Origin of the sequence: Rhizobium sp. S152 (assembly GCF_030380735.1) — a bacterium.
GTDB lineage: Bacteria > Pseudomonadota > Alphaproteobacteria > Rhizobiales > Rhizobiaceae > Rhizobium.
The window spans coordinates 122,472-142,735 of record NZ_JAUDRZ010000011.1 but is presented as its reverse complement, the minus strand read 5'-3'; the positions used below and the strand labels follow the sequence as shown (position 1 = coordinate 142,735).

Here is a 20,264-nt window from a genome sequence, read left to right as displayed (position 1 = left end):
CGGGCTGCGCATATTCCTTTAAGAGAAGGTGTTAACAAAGGATTACGCCTCAGAGCCTGTCCGGACTAGATTGCAGCATTCTGTTGGCTCAAACGGAGTCGGATGGTCGTTCGGCCGGCGCGCGTCGTAGCCAACGCATACGGCCAAGCCGGCCGAACGATCAGGCGGCCCGTTTCAGCCAACCCCGGTGGTTTGCTTTGCAAACCAGTTGGGGCCGGGCATCTTTCCGCCAGGATCAAAGGCGATCGGCTCGACCGTACCTAGGGGTATGCCCTTCGCCAATCGCCTTTGCCCTGACGAAAACCTGCTCCGGCAGAATGCTGCAATCTAGCCCGGACAGGCTCTAGGATGGGCGCGATCGTAAACTTCCAGAAGCCGCGAGGAATCCACACCCGTGTAGACCTGCGTGGTCGAGAGGCTGGCGTGGCCGAGCAGTTCCTGGATGGTGCGGAGATCGCCGCCGCCGGCCAAGAGATGGGTGGCGAAAGAGTGGCGTAGCGCATGCGGGGTTGCCGTCTCCGGCAGGCCGAAGGCGCCGCGCATCTTCTGCATGGTGCGCTGGATGATCGCCTGCTGCAGCTTGCCGCCGCGCGCGCCGCGAAACAGCGGCTGATCGTCGGCCAGATGATAGGGGCAGAGCGCCTTGTATCGGGCGACCGCCTCGGAAACCACCGAGAGCAGCGGTACCATGCGGGTCTTGTTGCCCTTGCCGGTGATGCGTAGCGTCGTGGCACCGGCGTGGAGGTCGGCAGGGGTGAGGTCGAGTGCTTCGGATATGCGCAGGCCGCAGCCATAGAGCAGCGTGAAGACGGCGGCGTCACGGGCGGCGATCCAGGGCTCCTCATGCATCTGCGCCTCGTCGCTGGCGACCTTGATAGCCTGCCCGTCCGAGAGCGGCTTGGGCAGCGACTTGGGCTGCTTGGGCGAGCGCACCGCGCCGGCACCGGCGGCGTTCACCAGGCCCTTTTTTTCAAGGTAGCGCAGCAGCGAGCGCAGGCCGGCCAGATTGCGGCCAAGCGAGCGGGCGCCGGAGCCTTCCTTGCGGCGGGAGGCGAGGAAGGCGCGGAAATCAGCCGGGCGCAGGGCCTCGATATTCTTGAGCGTCGTCGGGCCGGCGAGGTGGCCGGTCATGAAGGCCAGGAACTGGCGCGTATCGCGCTCATAGGCGTCGAGCGTATGTTCAGACAGGCGCCGCTCGCGTGCCAGGCTTTCGAGCCATGCGGCGCGCTCGGCCATCAGCCTATGGTCGGCGATGATCAGCAGTTCGTTCAACGTCGCAGCCCCTTGAATTCGCCGGTACGGCTGCCAATTGTGAAGGGGGACCGTTATGGAATTGCTAATGCCGGCCAAGTGCTTGTCATGCTTCCATCATAACCTTGGAGACCTGATGTTCTCCTAACGACGCAGGAACTTGCATGGCACGGCGCCAACCCACGACGGCACTTGGACAGTTCGCGGAAGCAATCGCGCTTGTTTCGCAGGGAAGACCCGGACATATCGTCGATACGCTGATTGCCGAGCGCGGCCAGAAGATCGTCGGCCATCCGCTGTGGCCGGTCATGCGGCCGTTTCTTTACACGCTGCTGCGCTACAACAAGGCGATGAAGTTTGCCAACGACATCGCCAACATGCCAGGCTTCCAGTGCTTCGAATATATGAGCGACCTGCTCGATCTGGAAATCACGGTGAGAAACGACGAGCGCATTCCCGCGCGCGGCGGCTTCATTCTCGTCAGCAACCACCCGACAGGGATCGCCGATGGCGTCGCCGTCTTCGATCTTCTGAAGACGCGGCGGCCGGATATGATGGTTTTCGCCAACCGCGATGCGGTGCGCGTCAATCCGCGCTTCGCGGAGATGATCATTCCGGTGGAGTGGCGCGAGGAATACAAGAGCAAGCTCAAGGCGCGAGAAACGCTGCAGCTGACGAACCATGCGGTGCGCGAGGGCAAGGCGACGGTGCTGTTTCCCTCCGGGCGCATCGCCTACTGGGCGAATGGCCGGCTCAACGAGCGTCCATGGAAGACGTCTGCCGTCGGGCTGGCGCGCAAGTACAATCTGCCGATCCTGCCGGTGCATATGACGGCGCGCAATTCCGGGCTGTTCTACTGGTTCGCGAAGTGGTCGACGGAGCTGCGCGACATGACGGTGTTTCATGAACTCCTGAACAAGCGCGGCGACCGCTTCGATTTCGTAATCGGAGAGATGATCCCGGTCGAGCATCTGGATGGCGATATCAACGACGTCACAAGGGCGCTGGAGACGCACACCGTCGAGGCGCTGAAGCTTGATGGCGACGCGCGCTTCCAGCCTCTCGTCGAGCCAAGCCTGCCCGAGATGGCCGATGCCCATTCATTTCGCTGAACGGATGGGGTAAAGCGGGGCATGCAACTCCGCTCCATGTTCGCCCAGAATTACCGGTCGCTCCGTTCGATCCGCATGGATCTGTCGGAGACCTCGCTGTTTCTTGGCGAGAACGGGGTCGGCAAATCCAATCTCTATCGTGCCCTGCAGCTGGTGCAGGCGGCCGTCACCGGGCGGCTGGTGCGCGAGCTTGCGGCCGAGGGCGGCATGTTCTCGGTGCTGTGGTCGGGCACGCGCAAGCAGAGTGACGGCCCGGCGCGGGTGCGGCTCGAGGTCGAGCTTCTGGACGAGGAGCGGGCCGTCACCTTTCGCTACAGGGTCGAGGTCGGCTTGCGCCCGCCGAAGGCCGCGGCCGGTTTTCCGCTGGAGCCGCAGGTGAAGACCGAGGAGCTGATCGTCGATCACGGGCGGCCGGTTACGATGATGAAGCGGGCGGGCCCCGCGATCCAGGTGCGGGATGGCTCCGGACGGATGCAGGACTATCCGGATCAGGCGCTGACCTCGGAAACGGCGATGGCGCTGCTTGGCGATGCCGGGCATTTTCCCGAGATATCAGCATTTCGCCGCGTGGTCGCCAACTGGCGGTTCTTTCATGGCTTTCGCACCGATCGCGCCTCGCCGCTGCGCCAGCCCTGTCTTGCCGTGACCGGGCCGATGCTGGATGAGGACGGCGCCAATCTGGCGGCGGTGTTCGCGACGTTGAGACACACGCGGCAGGATACTGATGATCTCGACCGCGTCGTCGCCTCAGCCTTCGGCGGCGCGCGGCTGGTGGTGCCGATCCCGGAAGAGACGGCGGAATTCGGGCTCGCACTTCCGGATTTCCCGCACCGGGTGTTCCAGCCGCGCGAACTGTCGGATGGGCAGATCCGCTTTCTCGGGCTGGCGGCGGCACTCCTATCCTACCGCCTGCCGCCGTTCATCGCCCTTAACGAGCCGGAGGCGAGCCTGCATCCCGATATGCTGGCGCCGCTGGCCGACATGATTGCGGAGGCGTCGAAGAGCAGCCAGATCTGGATCGTGACGCATTCAGAGGGCCTGGCCGAGGCGGTGCGCGAGCGCTGCGGGGTCCGGCCGCGCAGGGTGATCCGCGAGAACGGGGCGACCTGGATCGAGGGGATGCGGCTGACGGGTGTCATCGCCGGCGAGGGCGATGATGACGATTGATAGCGTGATGTCGCGGGTTTCATTTTGGTCTCGTTGCGGGCATGGTCGCGCCCGATGAGCATAGATTCGTCCGACCTCTTTGGCCCGATCGAGCCGCCGCCCGCCGTGCGTACGGTGGCGGTGCTCGTTCCCCTGCCCACGCCAACGCCCTATTCCTATTCCGTGCCCGAGGGCATGGCGGTCGAGCCCGGCTCTGTGGTGCAGGTGCCGCTTGGGCCGCGCCAGGTGATCGGCGCCGTCTGGGAGGGGGGAGACGAGGGCGTCGATCCGAAGAAGCTCCGGCCGATCACCAAGGTCTTCGATTGCCCGCCGCTCTCAAAGGAGATGCGCGATTTCGTCGACTGGGTGGCAAGCTACACGCTGTCGCCGCCGGGGCTGGTGGCGCGGATGGCGCTGCGCGTTCCCAACGCTTTCGATCCGGAACCGATGGTGGAGGGGCTGCGCTTTGTCGGCGGCGACCCGGAGCGGATGACGCCGGCGCGCGCCCGCGTGCTCGATACCGCCGGCGACGGGTTGTCGTGGACGCGCATCGGTCTGGCGCATGCGGCCGGCGTTTCGACGAGCGTGGTCGATGGATTGATCGCACAGGGGATATTCGAGACGGTCTTCCTGCCCCCTCCGCCTGTTGTGGCGAAGCCGGACCCGGACTTCGCGCCGTCGCGGCTCGCGGGTCCGCAGAAAGAGGCGGCCGACGAAATCCTCGAAGAGGTGCGCAACGGCCAGTTCGCTGTATCGTTGATCGATGGGGTTACCGGTTCGGGCAAGACGGAGGTCTATTTCGAGGCGATCGCCGAGACGCTGAAGCGCGGCAAGCAGGTGCTGATCCTCTTGCCGGAGATCGCGCTGACGGCAAGTTTCCTTGAGCGCTTTCAGGATCGCTTCGGCGCGAAGCCTGCCGAATGGCATTCCGATCTGGCGCCGCGGACACGCGAGAAGGTGTGGCGGCAGGCGGTGACGGGGGAGGTCCGGGTCGTGGCCGGCGCGCGTTCGGCGCTGTTCCTGCCGTTCGAGGATCTCGGGCTGATCATCGTCGATGAAGAGCACGATCCCGCCTACAAGCAGGAAGACCGCGTCTATTACAATGCGCGCGACATGGCTGTCGTGCGCGCCCGGATCGGCGATTTTCCCGTCGTGCTGGTCTCGGCCACGCCATCGGTGGAAAGCCAAGTCAACGGCCAGAGCGGGCGCTATACGACGATCCACCTGCCGACACGCTTCGGCGACGCGGCGCTGCCCGACCTGCATCTGGTCGACATGAGAAGGCATGCGCCGGAGCGCGGGGGCTTCCTGTCGCCGGTGCTCTTGAGGGCCATCGGCAAGACGGTGGAGAAGCAGCAGCAGGCGCTGCTGTTCCTGAATCGGCGCGGCTATGCGCCGCTGACGCTCTGCCGGGTCTGCGGCCATCGCTTCCAATGCCCGCAATGCTCCAGCTGGCTGGTGGAGCACCGGTTCAAGCGGCAGCTGCAGTGCCACCAATGCGGCTACCACGAGCATACGCCCGAGGCCTGTCCGGAATGCGGCACGTTCGATCATCTGGTCGCCTGCGGGCCGGGGGTCGAGCGGATCGCGGAAGAGGTGGAGCGGCATTTTCCCGGGGCGCGGACCATCGTGCTCTCCTCCGACATCATGGGCGGGGTGAAGCGACTGAGGTTGGAACTCGACGCCATCGCCAAGGGCGAGGCGGATATCGTCATCGGCACGCAGCTGGTCGCCAAGGGGCATAACTTCCCGCTGATGACGCTCGTCGGCATCATCGATGCCGATCTCGGGTTGGCGAACGGTGATCCCAGGGCGGCCGAGCGGACCTTCCAGCTGCTGTCGCAGGTGACGGGCCGCGCCGGTCGCACGGGTCTGAAGAGCCACGGCCTGCTGCAGACCTACCAGCCGCAGCATCCCGTGATGCAGGCGATCGTCTCGGGCGATGCTGGTGCGTTCTACGAGCGCGAGATCGCCGAGCGCGAGCGGGCGATCCTGCCGCCGTTCGGGCGGCTGGCGTCGATCATCGTCTCGGCGGAAACAAGGCAGGACGCCGAAGGTCATGCGCGCAGCATGCGCAATGCCGCGCCTCAGGTAACCGGCATTTCCGTGCTCGGGCCGGCCGAAGCGCCGTTGGCGCTGGTGCGTGGAAGGCATCGCTTCCGGTTGCTCGTGCATGGGCGTAGGAACTCCGACATGCAGGCCTTCCTTCGCACCATGCTGGCACAGTCGCCCAGGGAGCGCGGCTCCATCCACGTGCAGCTCGATATCGATCCGCAGAGCTTCCTATAGTTCAGCCGATCTCGGATGCTTGCGGTCTTTGCCAATCGTGGCATAAGGAGCGCATTGGGCGTGATTTGAGGTCGATCTATGGAACTGTATTTTCCCGAAGAACTGGGCGAACAACTGGCTTTCTGCGCGGCGGCATTTACCGCATTCGCGGGCTTCATCATCATGTTCGCGCCGGGATACGCCATGCGCCTGTTCGGCTTGCAGCCGCGCGAAGGACGCCGCGACGGTTACGCCGAGCAGCGCTCGACGGGCGGCGTCTATCTTGCGCTCGGTCTGGCACCCATACTGCTGGCGCAGCCGAACACCTATCTGGTTCTCGGTGCCGCCTTCGCAATGGCCGCCTTCGCGCGCATCATTTCGCTGCTGTCCGACCGTGGAGGCACTTTCGTCAACTATATACTACTGGTTGTGCAGGCGGTTCTGGCGGCGCTTCCGCTCGGCTATGTCTTCGGTTTCTTTTCCGCCTGATTTGAACGGATATCGAGCAGGCCGATCGCCGGCTCTCGACGTATCGCGCATTTTTGCGGCATAAATCGCCGCTAAAACAGGATAACGGCGTTACGCGTGTTGCGAGTCCCGATATCCTATGTTAGACGGACCCCGAATTTCGGAAGAAGCAAGAGGCTTCTCTTGCGATTTCTGGGGGAAATCATAACGAATTCAGGAATTTAGATCAGGCGCCCGCCGGAAGCCGGATTCTTGGGTTGAAATCAGGGAAATTTGTGCCCGTGGCAGACACGTCCCAGCTTACATCTGGTGTTGCAGAGCGATATGCCTCGTCGCTGTTCGAGCTGGCGCTCGAAGAGAATGCCGTCGCGACCGTGACGGCCGATCTCGACCGTTTTCAGGCGATGCTGGACGAGAGCGCCGATCTGAAGCGTTTCATTTCCAGTCCGGTTTTTTCCGCCGAGGACCAGCTGAAGGCCATCGTCGCGATCAGCGAGAAGGCCGGCATCAGCGGCTTCTTCGCAAACTTCCTGAAGGTCGTGGCGCGTAACCGCCGCCTGTTCGCCCTCCCGGGCATGATCAAGGCCTTCCGCATCATTGCCGCCAACCAGCGTGGCGAAATCTCCGCCGAGGTGACCTCGGCCCATGCGCTCTCCGCAGCGCAGGAAACTGAATTGAAGGCGGCGCTCAAGGGCGTCACCGGCAAAGACGTGGCGGTCGACGTCACGGTTGATCCGTCAATTCTTGGTGGTCTGATCGTGAAGGTCGGGTCCCGTCAGATTGATACGTCTCTTCGTACCAAACTCTCTACCCTTAAGCTTGCATTGAAAGAGGTTGGCTGATGGATATCCGCGCCGCGGAAATTTCCGCAATTCTCAAAGATCAGATCAAAAATTTCGGCAAAGAGGCGGAAGTCTCGGAAGTCGGTCAGGTGCTCTCCGTCGGTGACGGTATCGCTCGCGTTTACGGCCTGGACAATGTCCAGGCAGGCGAGATGGTCGAGTTCCCGGGCGGCATCCGCGGCATGGCGCTGAACCTTGAGTCCGATAACGTCGGTGTCGTTATTTTCGGCTCCGACCGCGACATCAAGGAAGGCGACACCGTCAAGCGGACCGGCGCCATCGTTGACGTTCCGGTTGGTCCGGAACTGCTCGGCCGCGTTGTCGACGCTCTCGGCAACCCGATCGACGGCAAGGGCCCGATCAACGCAACGCGTCGTTCGCGCGTTGACGTCAAGGCTCCCGGCATCATTCCGCGCAAGTCGGTTCATGAGCCGATGTCGACCGGCCTCAAGGCCATCGACGCGCTCATCCCGGTTGGCCGCGGCCAGCGCGAGCTCGTCATCGGCGACCGCCAGACCGGCAAGACCGCGATCATTCTCGACGCGATCCTGAACCAGAAGGCGATCCACGACAACGGTCCTGACGGCGACAAGCTGTACTGCGTCTACGTCGCTATCGGCCAGAAGCGTTCGACCGTTGCCCAGTTCGTCAAGGTTCTCGAAGAACGCGGCGCAATGAAGTACTCGATCGTCGTTGCCGCTACGGCTTCCGATCCGGCTCCGATGCAGTACCTGGCACCGTTCGCCGGTTGCGCCATGGGCGAATACTTCCGCGACAACGGCCAGCACGCGCTGATCGGTTACGATGACCTTTCCAAGCAGGCTGTCGCCTATCGCCAAATGTCGCTTCTGCTGCGCCGCCCGCCGGGCCGCGAAGCTTATCCGGGCGACGTTTTCTACCTTCACTCCCGTCTCCTCGAGCGCGCTGCAAAGCTCTCCGACGAGAAGGGCGCTGGCTCGCTGACGGCTCTGCCTGTCATCGAAACCCAGGGTAACGACGTTTCGGCGTTCATTCCGACCAACGTGATCTCGATCACCGACGGCCAGATCTTCCTTGAAACCGACCTGTTCTACCAGGGCATCCGTCCGGCCGTTAACGTCGGTCTGTCGGTTTCGCGCGTTGGCTCGGCCGCCCAGATCAAGGCCATGAAGCAGGTTGCCGGCTCGATCAAGGGCGAACTCGCCCAGTATCGCGAAATGGCCGCCTTCGCCCAGTTCGGCTCCGACCTCGACGCCTCGACGCAGCGCCTGCTTAACCGCGGTGCACGTCTGACCGAACTCCTGAAGCAGCCGCAGTTCTCGCCGCTGAAGACGGAAGAGCAGGTCGCGGTGATCTTCGCCGGCGTCAACGGCTACCTCGACAAGATCCCGGTCAACCAGGTCGGCAAGTTCGAGCAGGGCCTGCTGTCGTACCTCCGTTCCGAAGGTGCGGCGATCCTCGACACGATCCGTAACGACAAGGCCATCAGCGACGATACGAAGGGCAAGCTCACCGCTGCCATCGACAGCTTCGCGAAGTCTTTCTCGTAATCGGACCCAGTTAGGACGGATCACGGATGCCTTCACTTAAGGATCTGAAAAACCGGATCGCCTCCGTCAAGGCGACGCAGAAGATCACCAAGGCGATGAAAATGGTCGCCGCGGCGAAGCTTCGGCGTGCGCAGGAGGCGGCCGAGGCCGCTCGGCCCTATTCGCAGCGCATGGGTGCGGTCCTGGCGAACATCGCCAAGGCCGTCACCGAAGCGGATGGTGCGCCGACGCTCATGACCGGTACGGGCAAGGATCAGGTTCACCTGCTCGTCGTCTGCACCGCCGAGCGCGGCCTCTGCGGCGGTTTCAACTCGCAGATTTCTCGTTTTGCCCGTGATCATGCTCGCAAGCTGATCGCCGAAGGCAAGACGGTGAAGATCTTCACGGTCGGCAAGAAGGGCTACGACAGCCTGCGCCGCGAATTCCTCTCGCTCATCGTCGAGCGCAAGGAACTGCGCGACGTCAAGCGCGTTGCCTTCGAGAACGCCGACAGCATCGGCAAGCGTATCATCGAGATGTACGAAGCCGGTGAGTTCGACGTCTGCACGTTGTTCTACTCCGAGTTCAAGTCGGTGATCTCGCAGGTTCCGACGGCTCAGCAGCTGATCCCGGCTTCGGTCGGCGAGACCGTTGCCGAGGACGAGGCGCATGCCGGCGCGGTCTACGAATACGAACCGGATCCGGCAGCGATCCTCGAGGATCTGATCCCACGCAACATCTCCGTCCAGATCTTCCGCGCGCTCCTCGAGAACGTCGCCGGCGAAATGGGCGCCAAGATGAGCGCGATGGACAATGCGACGCGTAACGCTGGTGAGATGATCAATAAGCTGACGCTGAACTACAACCGTCAGCGCCAGGCTCAGATCACCAAGGAACTCATTGAAATCATTTCGGGCGCGGAAGCGCTCTGAGGTTAGGGAAAGAGGGTAAGAAGATGGCTAAGGCAGCTACCCCCAAGAAGGCCGCGGCAGGCTCCGCCGGCAAGGTCACGCAGGTTATCGGCGCCGTCGTAGACGTTGCCTTCGAAGGCGAACTGCCGGCGATCCTGAACGCGCTCGAAACCACGAACGGCGGCAACCGCCTCGTGCTCGAAGTCGCTCAGCACCTGGGTGAAAACGAAGTTCGCACGATCGCCATGGACTCGACCGAAGGTCTGGTTCGCGGTCAGGCCGTATCCGACACCGGTCTTCCGATCACGGTTCCGGTCGGTCCGGAAACGCTCGGCCGTATCATGAACGTCATCGGCGAGCCGGTCGACGAAGCCGGTCCGCTGGTTACCTCGGGCAAGCGCGCCATCCACCAGGACGCACCTGCCTACGTCGACCAGTCGACGGAAGCACAGATCCTCGTCACCGGCATCAAGGTCGTCGACCTGCTCGCACCTTACGCAAAGGGCGGCAAGATCGGCCTGTTCGGCGGCGCCGGCGTCGGCAAGACCGTTCTGATCATGGAACTGATCAACAACGTCGCCAAGGCGCACGGTGGTTACTCGGTATTCGCAGGCGTGGGTGAACGTACCCGCGAAGGCAACGACCTCTACCACGAAATGATCGAATCCGGCGTCAACAAGCATGGCGGCGGCGAAGGCTCCAAGGCTGCGCTCGTTTACGGCCAGATGAACGAACCGCCGGGCGCCCGCGCTCGCGTCGCTCTGACCGGTCTGACGATCGCCGAAGACTTCCGCGACAAGGGCCAGGACGTTCTGTTCTTCGTCGACAACATCTTCCGCTTTACCCAGGCGGGTTCCGAAGTGTCGGCTCTGCTCGGACGTATTCCTTCGGCCGTTGGTTATCAGCCGACGCTGGCCACCGACATGGGCCAGATGCAGGAACGCATCACGACCACGACGACGGGCTCGATTACCTCGGTTCAGGCCATTTACGTCCCCGCCGACGACTTGACCGACCCGGCTCCGGCAACCTCGTTCGCCCACCTGGACGCAACGACCGTTCTGTCGCGCTCGATCGCCGAAAAGGGTATCTACCCGGCTGTTGACCCGCTCGATAGCACCTCGCGCATGCTCGACCCGATGGTTGTCGGCGAAGAGCACTACGAAGTCGCCCGTAAGGTCCAGACGACGCTTCAGCGCTACAAGTCGCTGCAGGACATCATCGCCATCCTCGGCATGGACGAACTGTCCGAAGAGGACAAGATGACCGTCACCCGCGCCCGCAAGATCGAGCGCTTCCTGTCGCAGCCGTTCTTCGTCGCCGAAGTCTTCACCGGTTCGCCGGGCAAGCTGGTTGCTCTCGAAGACACGATCAAGGGCTTCAAGGGTCTGGTCAACGGTGACTACGATCACCTGCCGGAAGCAGCCTTCTACATGGTCGGCTCGATGGAAGAAGCCATCGAAAAGGCCAAGAAGCTCTCCGCAGCTGCCTAATGAGCGAAGCTCATGACGAGATTTTCTGCTGCGACGACCTCAGGGTGGTCGTGGCGGATCTTCCGGAACCCGCGGCGCCCACCGTCTACAGGGCGGACAACGGCGCGCTGATGATGGTTGTCGGACTGGTCCAGACCGAGGAAGGTCTGGGCTATCTCGATCAGGCGATACAGCACTGCCCGTTCTGCGGGACCAAACTGCAAGATGCAAAGGCCGAGAAGGTAAGTCACTGATGGCTGACAATTTCAATTTTGAACTCGTGTCTCCGGAGCGCCTGCTACTGTCGGAGATGGTGACGGAAGTTGTCATTCCGGCCACCGAGGGCGAGATGACCGTCATGGCGAACCACGCGCCGACGATGACGACGATCAAGCCGGGCATCGTCAGCGTTCGCTCTTCCAGCGGCGCAAAGAAGGACTACGTTGTTTTCGGTGGCTTCGCCGACATCCTGCCGACCGGCTGCACGCTTCTGGCTGAATCCGCGGTCGCGATCGAGGACATCACCAAGGACGAGCTGACGCTGCGTATCGAAGCGGCCAAGCGCGAAATCGAAGACACCCAGCATCACGAGCACAAGTCGAGGCTGGAGCATTATGTCATGGAACTGACCCACCTCAGCGGCGTGATCCGCGAGGACTGATCAGCGCCACGGCGTGACACCATCGAAGCGGCCTCAGGGCCGCTTTTTTGTTTTTGGGCACGCGATCCGGTCGCTGGCGCGGATCGCGGCAAAGGTTGACGGATTGGGCGCGCTGTGGTTGCCTCGGGGTTCAACGCCGCCGGTCGCGCCTGCGCCGTCATCGGCCCCCGCCGCACCGACATAGCCGAGGAGGGCTTGCGTGTTTCATCCCAAATTGTTCGAAAATAGGAATGTCGTGGTGACCGGCGCGAGCAGGGGCATCGGCCTTGAGGTTGCCCGGCAGTTTCTCGATTGTGGCGCGCGCGTGCTGGTGCATGTCGGGCGCGACGGGGACCGGGAACTTCCGGATTTCCTGCTGACGGCGGAAGAGGACCGGCGCGCCTTCCTCGTTCCAGGCGATTTTTCGACGGCGGATGGCACGGCTGCATTTGCGGCCAAGGTCTTGAGCACCTTCGACCGCCTGCATGTGCTCGTCAACAATGCAGGGACAATGGTTGGCCGGTTTCCCGCCGATACGCTGACCGATGAGCAATATGAAAAGATCGTGCATCTGAACCAGACCTCCGTCGTGGAGCTGACGCGCGCTCTGATCCCTGGCCTGAAGGCGGCGGACGGTGCTGCCATCGTCAACACGGTGTCGATCTCGGCGCTGACGGGCGGCAGTCCTGGCTCGGCGATCTATTCGGCATCCAAGGCCTTCGTCTCGACCTATTCGAAGGCGCTGGCGCGGGAGCTGGCACCATCAAAAATCCGCGTCAATTGCGTCTCGCCAGGCACCATCGAAACCGATTTCCACCAGCGCTATTCGTCGCCCGAGAAACTGGAAGCAACGCGCAAGGGCATTCCGCTGCAGCGGCTGGGAACGGCGGAGGACTGTGCTCCCGCCTATTTGTTCCTCTCGGCTCCATCACTTTCCGGTTACGTGACCGGGCAAGTGCTTGAAATAAATGGCGGTCAGCTTATCTGCTGAGCAGCGATAAGTTTTTTAGCATCTCAAGAGATCCAAGCCGACGGCGGGTGCGAATAAGGTTGTTGCACCCGTTTTAAGTGCGGCGTTTGTTATAGTCAGAGATGCAGAATGGACTTGTCCACACCTCAACCGGGCCATGCCGACCAAAGGCTGAGAAAGCTGTCCGCAAGGGCCCGTACCGCTAGTACGGTTCTCAAGGCGCTGTCTCACCATAACCGGCTTCTCATCCTCTATCTGCTGACGGAGCGGGAGCGCACGGTCGGTGAACTGGAAGAACTGCTCGGCGTACAGCAGGCGATGGTCTCGCAACAGCTTGCGCGCCTCAGGATGGAAGGGCTGGTTTCCAGCCGTCGCGACGGGCGGCTGATCTACTACAGGATCGCCAAGGTAGAGACGGTGACCTTTCTTCGCTCGCTCTTCGTCATGTTTCCGGAAGCCGACGAAGACTGAAGAGCCGTATTTCGAGAGAGACCGCTTCGCCCGGAAGATGCAGTCCAACCGGACTTGACCGGCGGCCATTTCCATAAACTCGTTCGCGTCGCGGTCTTCCAGGTCGCAGACCAGCCCGGCATTGCCGCATGAGGCCCTATCCCGTCTGGCGAGTTCCGATAGGCTTTCCATCAGGCGATGGACCGTCCTATTGATCGCTTCGTCCTTGCCCGGGAACGTTCTATACTAATGTCTGTGGCTTCGGCGATTGGCTTCGGGAGGAAGCCGGCCAAAGCCCTGATTTGTCGCCGCTGGTCTGGGAGGGCCGCTGATGACCATTCATGTCGCCAAGGGCGATATTTCCGATCTGGTTCGTGAGATCGTCGAACGTCTGAAGACGCTCGAAGGACCGATGCTGCCGATCCTGCACGAGATTCAGGACATGTTCGGCTATGTCCCGCAGGAGGCACTTCCCGTCATCGCGCACGGGCTCAACCTGTCGCGGGCGGAAGTGCATGGCGTCGTCACTTTCTATCACGACTATCGCGACCACCCGGCCGGCCGACATGTGCTGAAGCTCTGTCGGGCCGAATCCTGTCAGTCGATGGGCGCAGACCGTCTGGCCGAACGCGTGAAGGCGATGCTGGCGATCGATTGGCATGGCACGACGCCCGACGGAGCGATCACGCTGGAGCCGGTTTTCTGTCTCGGGCTCTGTTCATGCTCGCCGTCCGCGATGGTGGACGGCGAGGTGCACGGCCGGGTCGATGTCGCCGACCTCGAGGAGATGATCGCGGAGGCACGCCGATGAGCGTCAGGATCTATATCCCTCGCGATGCGGCGGCACTGTCGCTCGGTGCCGACAAGGTGGCCGATGCGGTCGCCAAGGAAATTTCCGATCGCGGCCTTGATGCTGTGATCGTGCGCAACGGCTCGCGCGGCATGCACTGGCTGGAACCGTTGGTCGAGGTCGAGGTGGACGGCAAGCGGATCGGCTACGGCCCGGTGAAGGCGCGTGATGTCGCGGCATTGTTCGATGCGGGGCTGATATCGGGCGGCGATCATCCGCTCCGCTTCGGCATGGTCGAGGACATCCCGTTTCTCAAGCGGCAGACGCGGCTGACTTTTGCACGTTGCGGGGTGATCGATCCGCTGTCGCTCAGCGATTACGAGGCGCATGGCGGGCTCTCCGGTTTGCGACGCGCCATCGCCATGCAGCCGGCCGATATCGTCAAGGACGTCACCGATTCCGGTCTGCGAGGGCGCGGCGGTGCGGGTTTTCCGACCGGCATCAAGTGGAAGACCGTGTTCGATGCGCCCGGTGCGCGCAAATACATCGTCTGCAATGCCGACGAGGGAGACAGCGGCACTTTCGCCGACCGGATGATCATGGAAGGCGACCCCTTTGTGCTAATCGAGGGCATGGCGATCGCGGGGGTCGCGACCGGGGCGACAAAGGGCTTCGTCTATATTCGCTCGGAGTATCCGCATGCCATTGCTACCATGACCGAGGCGGTCGAGATCGCGGGACGTGCCGGCGTGCTCGGCTCTTCGGTTCTCGGCTCCGGCAAAGCTTTCGAGATCGAGGTTCGTACCGGCGCCGGCGCCTATGTTTGCGGCGAGGAAACGGCACTTCTGAACAGCCTCGAGGGCAAGCGCGGCATCGTGCGCGCCAAGCCGCCGCTGCCGGCGCACAAGGGCCTGTTCGACTGTCCCACCGTCATCAACAACGTGATCTCGCTGGCTTCCGTGCCCGTGATCATGGAGAAGGGCGCGGCCTATTATCGCGATTTCGGCATGGGCCGTTCGCGCGGCACGATCCCGTTGCAGATCGCCGGCAATGTGAGGCATCCCGGTCTTTATGAGGCGGCCTTCGGGCTGACGCTGGGCGAGATCGTGGACGACATCGCCGGCGGTACGGCCTCGGGGCGGCCGGTCAAGGCGGTGCAGGTGGGTGGGCCATTGGGCGCCTACTTCCCGCGTGCGCTGTTCGACACGCCGTTCGACTACGAGGCTTTCGCCGCCAGGGACGGGCTGATCGGCCATGCGGGGATCGTCGTCTTCGACGACAGCGCCGACATGCTGAAGCGGGCGCGCTTCGCGATGGAGTTCTGCGCGGTGGAGAGTTGCGGCAAGTGCACGCCCTGTCGCATCGGCTCGACGCGCGGGGTGGAAACGGCCGACAAGATCGCGCTTGGGATCGAGCCGGAGAACAACCGGGCGCTGCTCGCCGACCTCTGCAACACGATGAAGTTCGGCTCGCTCTGCGCGCTCGGCGGGTTCACGCCCTATCCCGTCATGAGCGCGATGACGCATTTTCCCGAGGATTTCGCGCCGGGGCCGATGGTGGAGGCTGCGGAATGATGAGGATTGCATCGAACGTCTATTCCCCTCCCCAACCCCTCCCCACAAGGGGAAGGGGCTCAGGGTGCTGCGCCCTTCCCATTCTCGTCTCAACGCGTCCACATGCGGGAGAGCCGCTGCAGCGCGATGACCGCGCCGCAGTGAAGCCCCTCCCCCTTGTGGGGAAGGGTTGGGGAGGGGTCTTAGCGCCATCCACGACGGCAGATCATTCTCTTACGGAGGCACATCATGTCCCTCGTTCATGAAATCGACTACGGCACGCCGGCCTCCGCCTCCGAGACCATGGTAACGCTGACCATCGACGGCAACCAGATCACGGTGCCCGAGGGCACATCCATCATGCGCGCGTCGATGGATGCGGGGATCGAGATCCCGAAGCTCTGCGCCACCGACATGATCGACGCCTTCGGTTCCTGCCGGCTCTGCCTTGTCGAGATCCAGGGACGTAGCGGCCTACCCGCGTCCTGTACCACGCCTGTCGCGGCGGGCATGGTGGTGTCGACGCAGACGAACCGGCTCAAGGACGTGCGGCGCGGGGTGATGGAGCTCTATATTTCCGATCATCCGCTCGACTGTCTCACCTGCGCGACCAACGGCGATTGCGAGCTGCAGGACATGGCGGGCGCGGTGGGCCTGCGCGATGTGCGCTACGGCTATGACGGCGAGAACCACGTCAAGGCACGCGACAATGGCGGACTCAATGCCAAGTGGGCGCCAAAAGACGAATCCAATCCCTATTTCACCTTCGATCCGGCCAAATGCATCGTCTGTTCGCGCTGCGTGCGCGCCTGCGAGGAAGTGCAGGGCACGTTTGCGCTGACCATCGAGGGGCGCGGCTTCGATTCCCGTGTATCGGCCGGCATGCACGAGGATTTCGTCTCGTCGGAATGCGTCTCCTGCGGCGCCTGCGTGCAGGCCTGTCCGACGGCGACACTGACCGAGAAGTCGGTGATCGCGATCGGCCAGCCGGAACATTCGGTGGTGACCACCTGCGCCTATTGCGGCGTCGGCTGTTCGTTCAAGGCGGAGATGCGCGGCGAGGAACTGGTGCGCATGGTACCGTGGAAGGATGGGCAGGCGAACCGCGGGCATTCCTGCGTCAAGGGTCGCTTCGCCTACGGCTATTCCAGCCACAAGGACCGCATCCTCAATCCGATGGTGCGCGAGAAGATCACCGATCCCTGGCGCGAGGTGAGCTGGGACGAGGCCTTCGCGCATGTGGCGAGCGAGTTCCGGCGCATCCAGTATCAGTATGGGCGAGATTCCATTGGCGGCATCACCTCATCGCGCTGCACCAACGAGGAAACCTATCTGGTGCAGAAGCTGGTGCGCGCCGGCTTCCGCAACAACAATGTCGACACCTGCGCCCGCGTCTGCCATTCGCCGACCGGCTATGGCCTCGGCCAGGCGTTCGGCACCTCGGCGGGCACGCAGAATTTCGACAGCGTCGAGAAGAGCGACGTCGTCGTCGTTATCGGCGCCAATCCTACGGATGGGCATCCGGTTTTCGCCTCGCGGCTCAAGAAGCGGCTGCGGCAGGGCGCCAAGCTGATCGTCATCGATCCGCGCCGCACCGATATCGTCCGCTCGCCGCATGTCGAGGCGGCCTATCATCTGCCATTGAAGCCGGGCACCAACGTCGCCGTCATGACCTCGCTGGCGCATGTGATCGTCACCGAGGGACTGTTCGACGAGCGTTTCATTCGCGAGCGCTGCGACTGGTCGGAGTTCGAGGACTGGGCGGCCTTCGTCGCCGAGCCTCATCATAGTCCGGAGGCGACGGAAGCTTTGACCGGTGTACCGGCGGAGATGCTGCGCGGTGCTGCCCGCCTTTACGCCACAGGCGGCAACGGCGCGATCTATTACGGCCTTGGTGTGACCGAGCATAGCCAGGGTTCGACGACGGTCATGGCGATCGCCAATCTGGCAATGGTCACCGGCAATATCGGTCGTCCCGGCGTCGGCGTGAACCCGTTGCGCGGCCAGAACAACGTGCAGGGCTCTTGCGACATGGGTTCCTTCCCGCACGAACTGCCGGGCTATCGGCATATCTCCGATGATGCGACGCGCGATATCTTCGAAAAGCTCTGGGGTGTGAAGATCAGCGACGAACCGGGCCTGCGCATTCCCAACATGCTCGATGCGGCCGTCGATGGCTCCTTCAAGGGGCTCTATGTCCAGGGCGAAGATATCCTGCAGTCGGACCCCGATACCAAGCATGTTGCGGCGGGGTTGGCTGCGATGGAATGCGTCGTGGTCCACGATCTATTCCTGAACGAGACGGCGAACTACGCGCATGTCTTCCTGCCGGGCTCGAGTTTTTTGGAGAAAGACGGCACCTTCACCAATGCCGAGCGTCGCATCAACCGCGTGCGCAAGGTGATGAGCCCGAAGAACGGCTATGCCGATTGGGAAGTGACGCAGAAGCTGGCGCAGGCAATCGGGCTTTCCTGGAATTACAAGCACCCCTCCGAGATCATGGACGAGATCGCCGCGACGACGCCGAGCTTTGCCATGGTCTCCTACGACTACCTCGATAAGATGGGTTCCGTGCAGTGGCCTTGCAACGAAGCGCATCCCCAGGGTTCGCCGATCATGCATGTCGATGGCTTCGTTCGCGGGAAGGGCAAGTTCATCCGCACCGAATACGTCGCCACCGACGAACGGACGGGACCACGCTTCCCGCTGCTTCTGACCACGGGCCGCATTCTCAGCCAGTACAATGTCGGGGCGCAGACGCGGCGCACGGAGAATGTCGTCTGGCACGCAGAGGACAGGCTGGAGATCCATCCGCATGATGCAGAACAGCGCGGTATTCGCGACGGCGACTGGGTAAAGCTCATGAGCCGCTCGGGCGACACGACGCTCAGGGCGCTGATCACCGATCGCGTTTCGCCCGGCGTGGTCTACACAACCTTCCACCATCCCGATACGCAGGCCAATGTGATCACGACAGACTTCTCGGACTGGGCGACGAACTGCCCCGAATACAAGGTGACTGCCGTGCAGGTCTCGCCCTCCAATGGCCCGACCAACTGGCAGGTTGAATATGAGGAGCAGGCGCGGCAAAGTCGGCGGATCAAGGGAAAGCTGGAGGCAGCGGAATAATGACGGAATGGCCAAGCCGGATATCGGTCAGGCGTACCGCGCGCAGCGCCGGCATTGTGACGCCGGGCGAGCGCATGGTGCCGGAGGAGGTGCCGATCGCCTTTTCCTATGGCGGCTCCACGCACGCCGTGATGATGGGCACGCCCGATGATATCGAGGATTTCGCAGTTGGTTTCACGCTGACCGAAGGGATCATTTCTCATCGTGCGCAGATCTCGTCGATCGACGTCGTGCCGGGCGAGCGCGGGATCGACGTGCAGATCTGGCTGGCCGATGATGTAGAAGAACAATTGCGGGCGAGGCGGCGCAGCATGGCGGGGCCTGTGGGCTGCGGCCTCTGTGGCATCGAATCGATCGAGCAGGCCGTCCGCAAGGTGCCCGACGTCTCGGCGGTGGGGCTGACGGTCACCTATCACGATATCGTCGAGGCGGTGGCGCTGCTCAATGGCGCGCAGCCGCTGTATCGGGAGACACGGGCGGTGCACGGCGCTGGCTTTTATGTTCCGGGCAAGGGGCTCCTGGCGGTTCGCGAGGATGTCGGGCGGCACAATGCACTGGACAAGCTCTGCGGCGCCGTCGTCGGCATGGGGGAGACCGGCCGAGAGGGGATTGTTGCCGTCACCAGCCGGCTGTCGGTCGAGATGGTGCAGAAGGCAGCGATTCTCGGAAGCCCCGTTCTGGTGGCGATCTCGGCGCCGACGGCACTGGCGATCCGCACCGCCGAGGAGGCCGGGATGACACTGGTGGCGCTGGTGCGCGGCGAGGATTTCGAAATCTTCACGCATCCACATCGCATCAAGGCCGGGAGCATATCCGATGTCGCATGATACCGGGACCAAGCTGGTCTACATGGCCAACCAGATCGCGACCTTCTTCGCGACGCAGCCACAGGCACAGGCGGCCGAAGGGGTCGCCTTGCATATCAACAAGTTCTGGGAGCCGCGCATGCGCCGGCAGCTGTTAGAGATCGCCGAGCGCGAGGCCAATGGGCTGAGCGCGCTGGTCACCGAGGCAATGCCGCTGATCAGGCGGCCGGAGCCCGTGCGCCGAGACGAAGAAAAGGCGCCGGAGGGGTGAACCGGCGCCTGTTCCTTTCGATCTCTGCCGCGAGGGTCAACGCATGGCGATGACCATCTTGCAGAGCTTGACGAGGCCGGAATCGAAGCCGCCGCCACGAACGATATCCTTGCAACGCACCTTCATCTTCGCACGATCGGCTGGAGACATGTCGTCATAGGCGACAAGCTGGCGATTGATCGGGTTGCGCGGGTTGTTCGGATTGTTCGGGTTGTTGGGGTTGTTTGGATTGGTCGGGTCCGTCACGCCGGGCACGCCGATGTTGACATTTGCGAGCGTGTTGCCGGCAAGGCCAACCTTGGCATTGGCGGTGGCGAGGCTTGAGCCACCGACATTGGCGTTGACATCGGCATTGACACCCTTGGAACCGCCGACGCTTGCCGTGGTGCTGACTCCGAGGCCGCCGGTGCTGCTCTTGCCGCCAACGGACGTGTTGCTGTTGATGCCGTTCGAGCCGCCAACGGACGCGCTGACGCCCAATCCGCCGGATTTGGTGCCGCCGACATTGGCATTGACGCCGTTCGACCCGCCGAGGGAGACGCCCAGGCCATTGCTGGTGCTGACACTAAGTCCGCCCTTGCCACCTACATCAAACGCACCGGCCTGAAACGGTACCATGAGAGCGCCGAAACCGACGGTAAGCGCTGCGATGGTGGCGATATGGTATTTCATTCAAT

The 20,264-nt window shown here is 62.9% G+C and carries 19 protein-coding genes; 17 read left to right on the top strand and 2 right to left on the bottom strand.

Annotation, left to right across the window (positions count from 1 at the left end):
* Positions 1-327: 327 nt before the first annotated feature.
* Positions 328-1,272: a tyrosine recombinase XerC gene (locus QTL95_RS15385; protein ID WP_289720824.1), complete on the bottom strand. Its 945-nt coding sequence runs from the start codon at positions 1,270-1,272 to the stop codon at positions 328-330.
* 143 nt (positions 1,273-1,415) lie between these two features.
* On the opposite strand from QTL95_RS15385, the gene QTL95_RS15380 reads away from it, so the two are divergent.
* From QTL95_RS15380 to QTL95_RS15300, 17 genes are all read left to right on the top strand, one after another.
* Positions 1,416-2,363 (top strand): GNAT family N-acetyltransferase, encoded by a 948-nt coding sequence (locus tag QTL95_RS15380; protein ID WP_289720823.1) that lies wholly within the window; start codon positions 1,416-1,418, stop codon positions 2,361-2,363.
* Positions 2,364-2,384: 21 nt separating this feature from the next.
* A complete protein-coding gene (locus QTL95_RS15375) occupies positions 2,385-3,530 on the top strand; it encodes an AAA family ATPase (RefSeq protein WP_289720822.1) in 1,146 nt (381 codons plus the stop codon).
* A 54-nt stretch (positions 3,531-3,584) separates the two neighbouring features.
* A complete protein-coding gene (locus QTL95_RS15370) occupies positions 3,585-5,798 on the top strand; it encodes a primosomal protein N' (RefSeq protein WP_289720821.1) in 2,214 nt (737 codons plus the stop codon).
* 78 nt (positions 5,799-5,876) lie between these two features.
* Complete coding sequence (locus tag QTL95_RS15365; RefSeq protein ID WP_289720820.1) at positions 5,877-6,266, top strand: AGROH133_08824 family phage infection protein; 390 nt, start codon at positions 5,877-5,879, stop codon at positions 6,264-6,266.
* Positions 6,267-6,520: 254 nt separating this feature from the next.
* Positions 6,521-7,087 carry a F0F1 ATP synthase subunit delta gene (locus tag QTL95_RS15360; RefSeq protein WP_289720819.1) on the top strand — a complete coding sequence of 189 codons (567 nt, stop codon included), beginning with the start codon at positions 6,521-6,523 and terminating at the stop codon, positions 7,085-7,087.
* Positions 7,087-8,616, top strand: coding sequence for a F0F1 ATP synthase subunit alpha (atpA, locus tag QTL95_RS15355; protein WP_289720818.1), 1,530 nt, complete (start codon positions 7,087-7,089; stop codon positions 8,614-8,616). The genes QTL95_RS15360 and atpA overlap by 1 nt, the downstream gene beginning before the upstream one ends.
* Before the next feature lie 26 nt (positions 8,617-8,642).
* The gene (locus tag QTL95_RS15350; protein ID WP_289720817.1) at positions 8,643-9,527 is read left to right on the top strand and encodes a F0F1 ATP synthase subunit gamma; all 885 of its coding nucleotides are present in this window, start codon (positions 8,643-8,645) and stop codon (positions 9,525-9,527) included.
* Between the two features lie 23 nt (positions 9,528-9,550).
* Complete coding sequence (gene atpD, locus QTL95_RS15345) at positions 9,551-10,999, top strand: F0F1 ATP synthase subunit beta (protein WP_289720816.1); 1,449 nt, start codon at positions 9,551-9,553, stop codon at positions 10,997-10,999.
* Positions 10,999-11,232: a hypothetical protein gene (locus tag QTL95_RS15340; RefSeq protein WP_289720815.1), complete on the top strand. Its 234-nt coding sequence runs from the start codon at positions 10,999-11,001 to the stop codon at positions 11,230-11,232. Before atpD ends, QTL95_RS15340 begins: the two co-directional genes overlap by 1 nt.
* Positions 11,232-11,639: a F0F1 ATP synthase subunit epsilon gene (locus QTL95_RS15335; protein WP_289720814.1), complete on the top strand. Its 408-nt coding sequence runs from the start codon at positions 11,232-11,234 to the stop codon at positions 11,637-11,639. The genes QTL95_RS15340 and QTL95_RS15335 overlap by 1 nt, the downstream gene beginning before the upstream one ends.
* Positions 11,640-11,838: 199 nt before the next feature.
* On the top strand, positions 11,839-12,609 hold the full coding sequence (locus QTL95_RS15330; protein ID WP_289720813.1) for an SDR family NAD(P)-dependent oxidoreductase: 771 nt from the start codon (positions 11,839-11,841) through the stop codon (positions 12,607-12,609).
* Positions 12,610-12,717: 108 nt separating this feature from the next.
* Entirely contained in the window at positions 12,718-13,059 is a 342-nt protein-coding gene (locus tag QTL95_RS15325) for an ArsR/SmtB family transcription factor (RefSeq protein ID WP_289720812.1), read from the top strand.
* 310 nt (positions 13,060-13,369) lie between these two features.
* A complete protein-coding gene (locus tag QTL95_RS15320) occupies positions 13,370-13,849 on the top strand; it encodes a formate dehydrogenase subunit gamma (protein ID WP_289720811.1) in 480 nt (159 codons plus the stop codon).
* Positions 13,846-15,402 (top strand): formate dehydrogenase beta subunit, encoded by a 1,557-nt coding sequence (locus QTL95_RS15315; protein ID WP_289720810.1) that lies wholly within the window; start codon positions 13,846-13,848, stop codon positions 15,400-15,402. Before QTL95_RS15320 ends, QTL95_RS15315 begins: the two co-directional genes overlap by 4 nt.
* A 228-nt stretch (positions 15,403-15,630) precedes the next feature.
* On the top strand, positions 15,631-18,510 hold the full coding sequence (gene fdhF, locus QTL95_RS15310; RefSeq protein ID WP_289720809.1) for a formate dehydrogenase subunit alpha: 2,880 nt from the start codon (positions 15,631-15,633) through the stop codon (positions 18,508-18,510).
* Positions 18,510-19,337 (top strand): formate dehydrogenase accessory sulfurtransferase FdhD, encoded by an 828-nt coding sequence (gene fdhD / locus QTL95_RS15305; protein ID WP_289720808.1) that lies wholly within the window; start codon positions 18,510-18,512, stop codon positions 19,335-19,337. The genes fdhF and fdhD overlap by 1 nt, the downstream gene beginning before the upstream one ends.
* Positions 19,327-19,587 (top strand): formate dehydrogenase subunit delta, encoded by a 261-nt coding sequence (locus QTL95_RS15300; protein ID WP_289720807.1) that lies wholly within the window; start codon positions 19,327-19,329, stop codon positions 19,585-19,587. Before fdhD ends, QTL95_RS15300 begins: the two co-directional genes overlap by 11 nt.
* Positions 19,588-19,623: 36 nt before the next feature.
* Here the strand turns inward: QTL95_RS15300 and QTL95_RS15295 are convergent, their stop codons facing one another.
* Positions 19,624-20,259: a hypothetical protein gene (locus tag QTL95_RS15295; RefSeq protein ID WP_289720806.1), complete on the bottom strand. Its 636-nt coding sequence runs from the start codon at positions 20,257-20,259 to the stop codon at positions 19,624-19,626.
* Positions 20,260-20,264: the final 5 nt, after the last annotated feature.

Excerpts from the sequence above, each read along its gene's own strand:
- QTL95_RS15375 (WP_289720822.1), top strand. The coding sequence starts at position 2,385 with ATGCAACTCCGCTCCATGTTCGCCCAGAATTACCGGTCGCTCCGTTCG.
- QTL95_RS15370 (WP_289720821.1), top strand. The coding sequence starts at position 3,585 with ATGAGCATAGATTCGTCCGACCTCTTTGGCCCGATCGAGCCGCCGCCC.
- QTL95_RS15320 (WP_289720811.1), top strand. The coding sequence starts at position 13,370 with ATGACCATTCATGTCGCCAAGGGCGATATTTCCGATCTGGTTCGTGAG.
- QTL95_RS15380 (WP_289720823.1), top strand. The coding sequence starts at position 1,416 with ATGGCACGGCGCCAACCCACGACGGCACTTGGACAGTTCGCGGAAGCA.
- QTL95_RS15295 (WP_289720806.1), bottom strand. The coding sequence starts at position 20,259 with ATGAAATACCATATCGCCACCATCGCAGCGCTTACCGTCGGTTTCGGC.
- QTL95_RS15350 (WP_289720817.1), top strand. The coding sequence starts at position 8,643 with ATGCCTTCACTTAAGGATCTGAAAAACCGGATCGCCTCCGTCAAGGCG.
- fdhF (WP_289720809.1), top strand. The coding sequence starts at position 15,631 with ATGTCCCTCGTTCATGAAATCGACTACGGCACGCCGGCCTCCGCCTCC.
- QTL95_RS15340 (WP_289720815.1), top strand. The coding sequence starts at position 10,999 with ATGAGCGAAGCTCATGACGAGATTTTCTGCTGCGACGACCTCAGGGTG.
- QTL95_RS15325 (WP_289720812.1), top strand. The coding sequence starts at position 12,718 with ATGGACTTGTCCACACCTCAACCGGGCCATGCCGACCAAAGGCTGAGA.
- QTL95_RS15365 (WP_289720820.1), top strand. The coding sequence starts at position 5,877 with ATGGAACTGTATTTTCCCGAAGAACTGGGCGAACAACTGGCTTTCTGC.
- atpD (WP_289720816.1), top strand. The coding sequence starts at position 9,551 with ATGGCTAAGGCAGCTACCCCCAAGAAGGCCGCGGCAGGCTCCGCCGGC.
- QTL95_RS15315 (WP_289720810.1), top strand. The coding sequence starts at position 13,846 with ATGAGCGTCAGGATCTATATCCCTCGCGATGCGGCGGCACTGTCGCTC.
- atpA (WP_289720818.1), top strand. The coding sequence starts at position 7,087 with ATGGATATCCGCGCCGCGGAAATTTCCGCAATTCTCAAAGATCAGATC.
- QTL95_RS15335 (WP_289720814.1), top strand. The coding sequence starts at position 11,232 with ATGGCTGACAATTTCAATTTTGAACTCGTGTCTCCGGAGCGCCTGCTA.
- QTL95_RS15300 (WP_289720807.1), top strand. The coding sequence starts at position 19,327 with ATGTCGCATGATACCGGGACCAAGCTGGTCTACATGGCCAACCAGATC.
- fdhD (WP_289720808.1), top strand. The coding sequence starts at position 18,510 with ATGACGGAATGGCCAAGCCGGATATCGGTCAGGCGTACCGCGCGCAGC.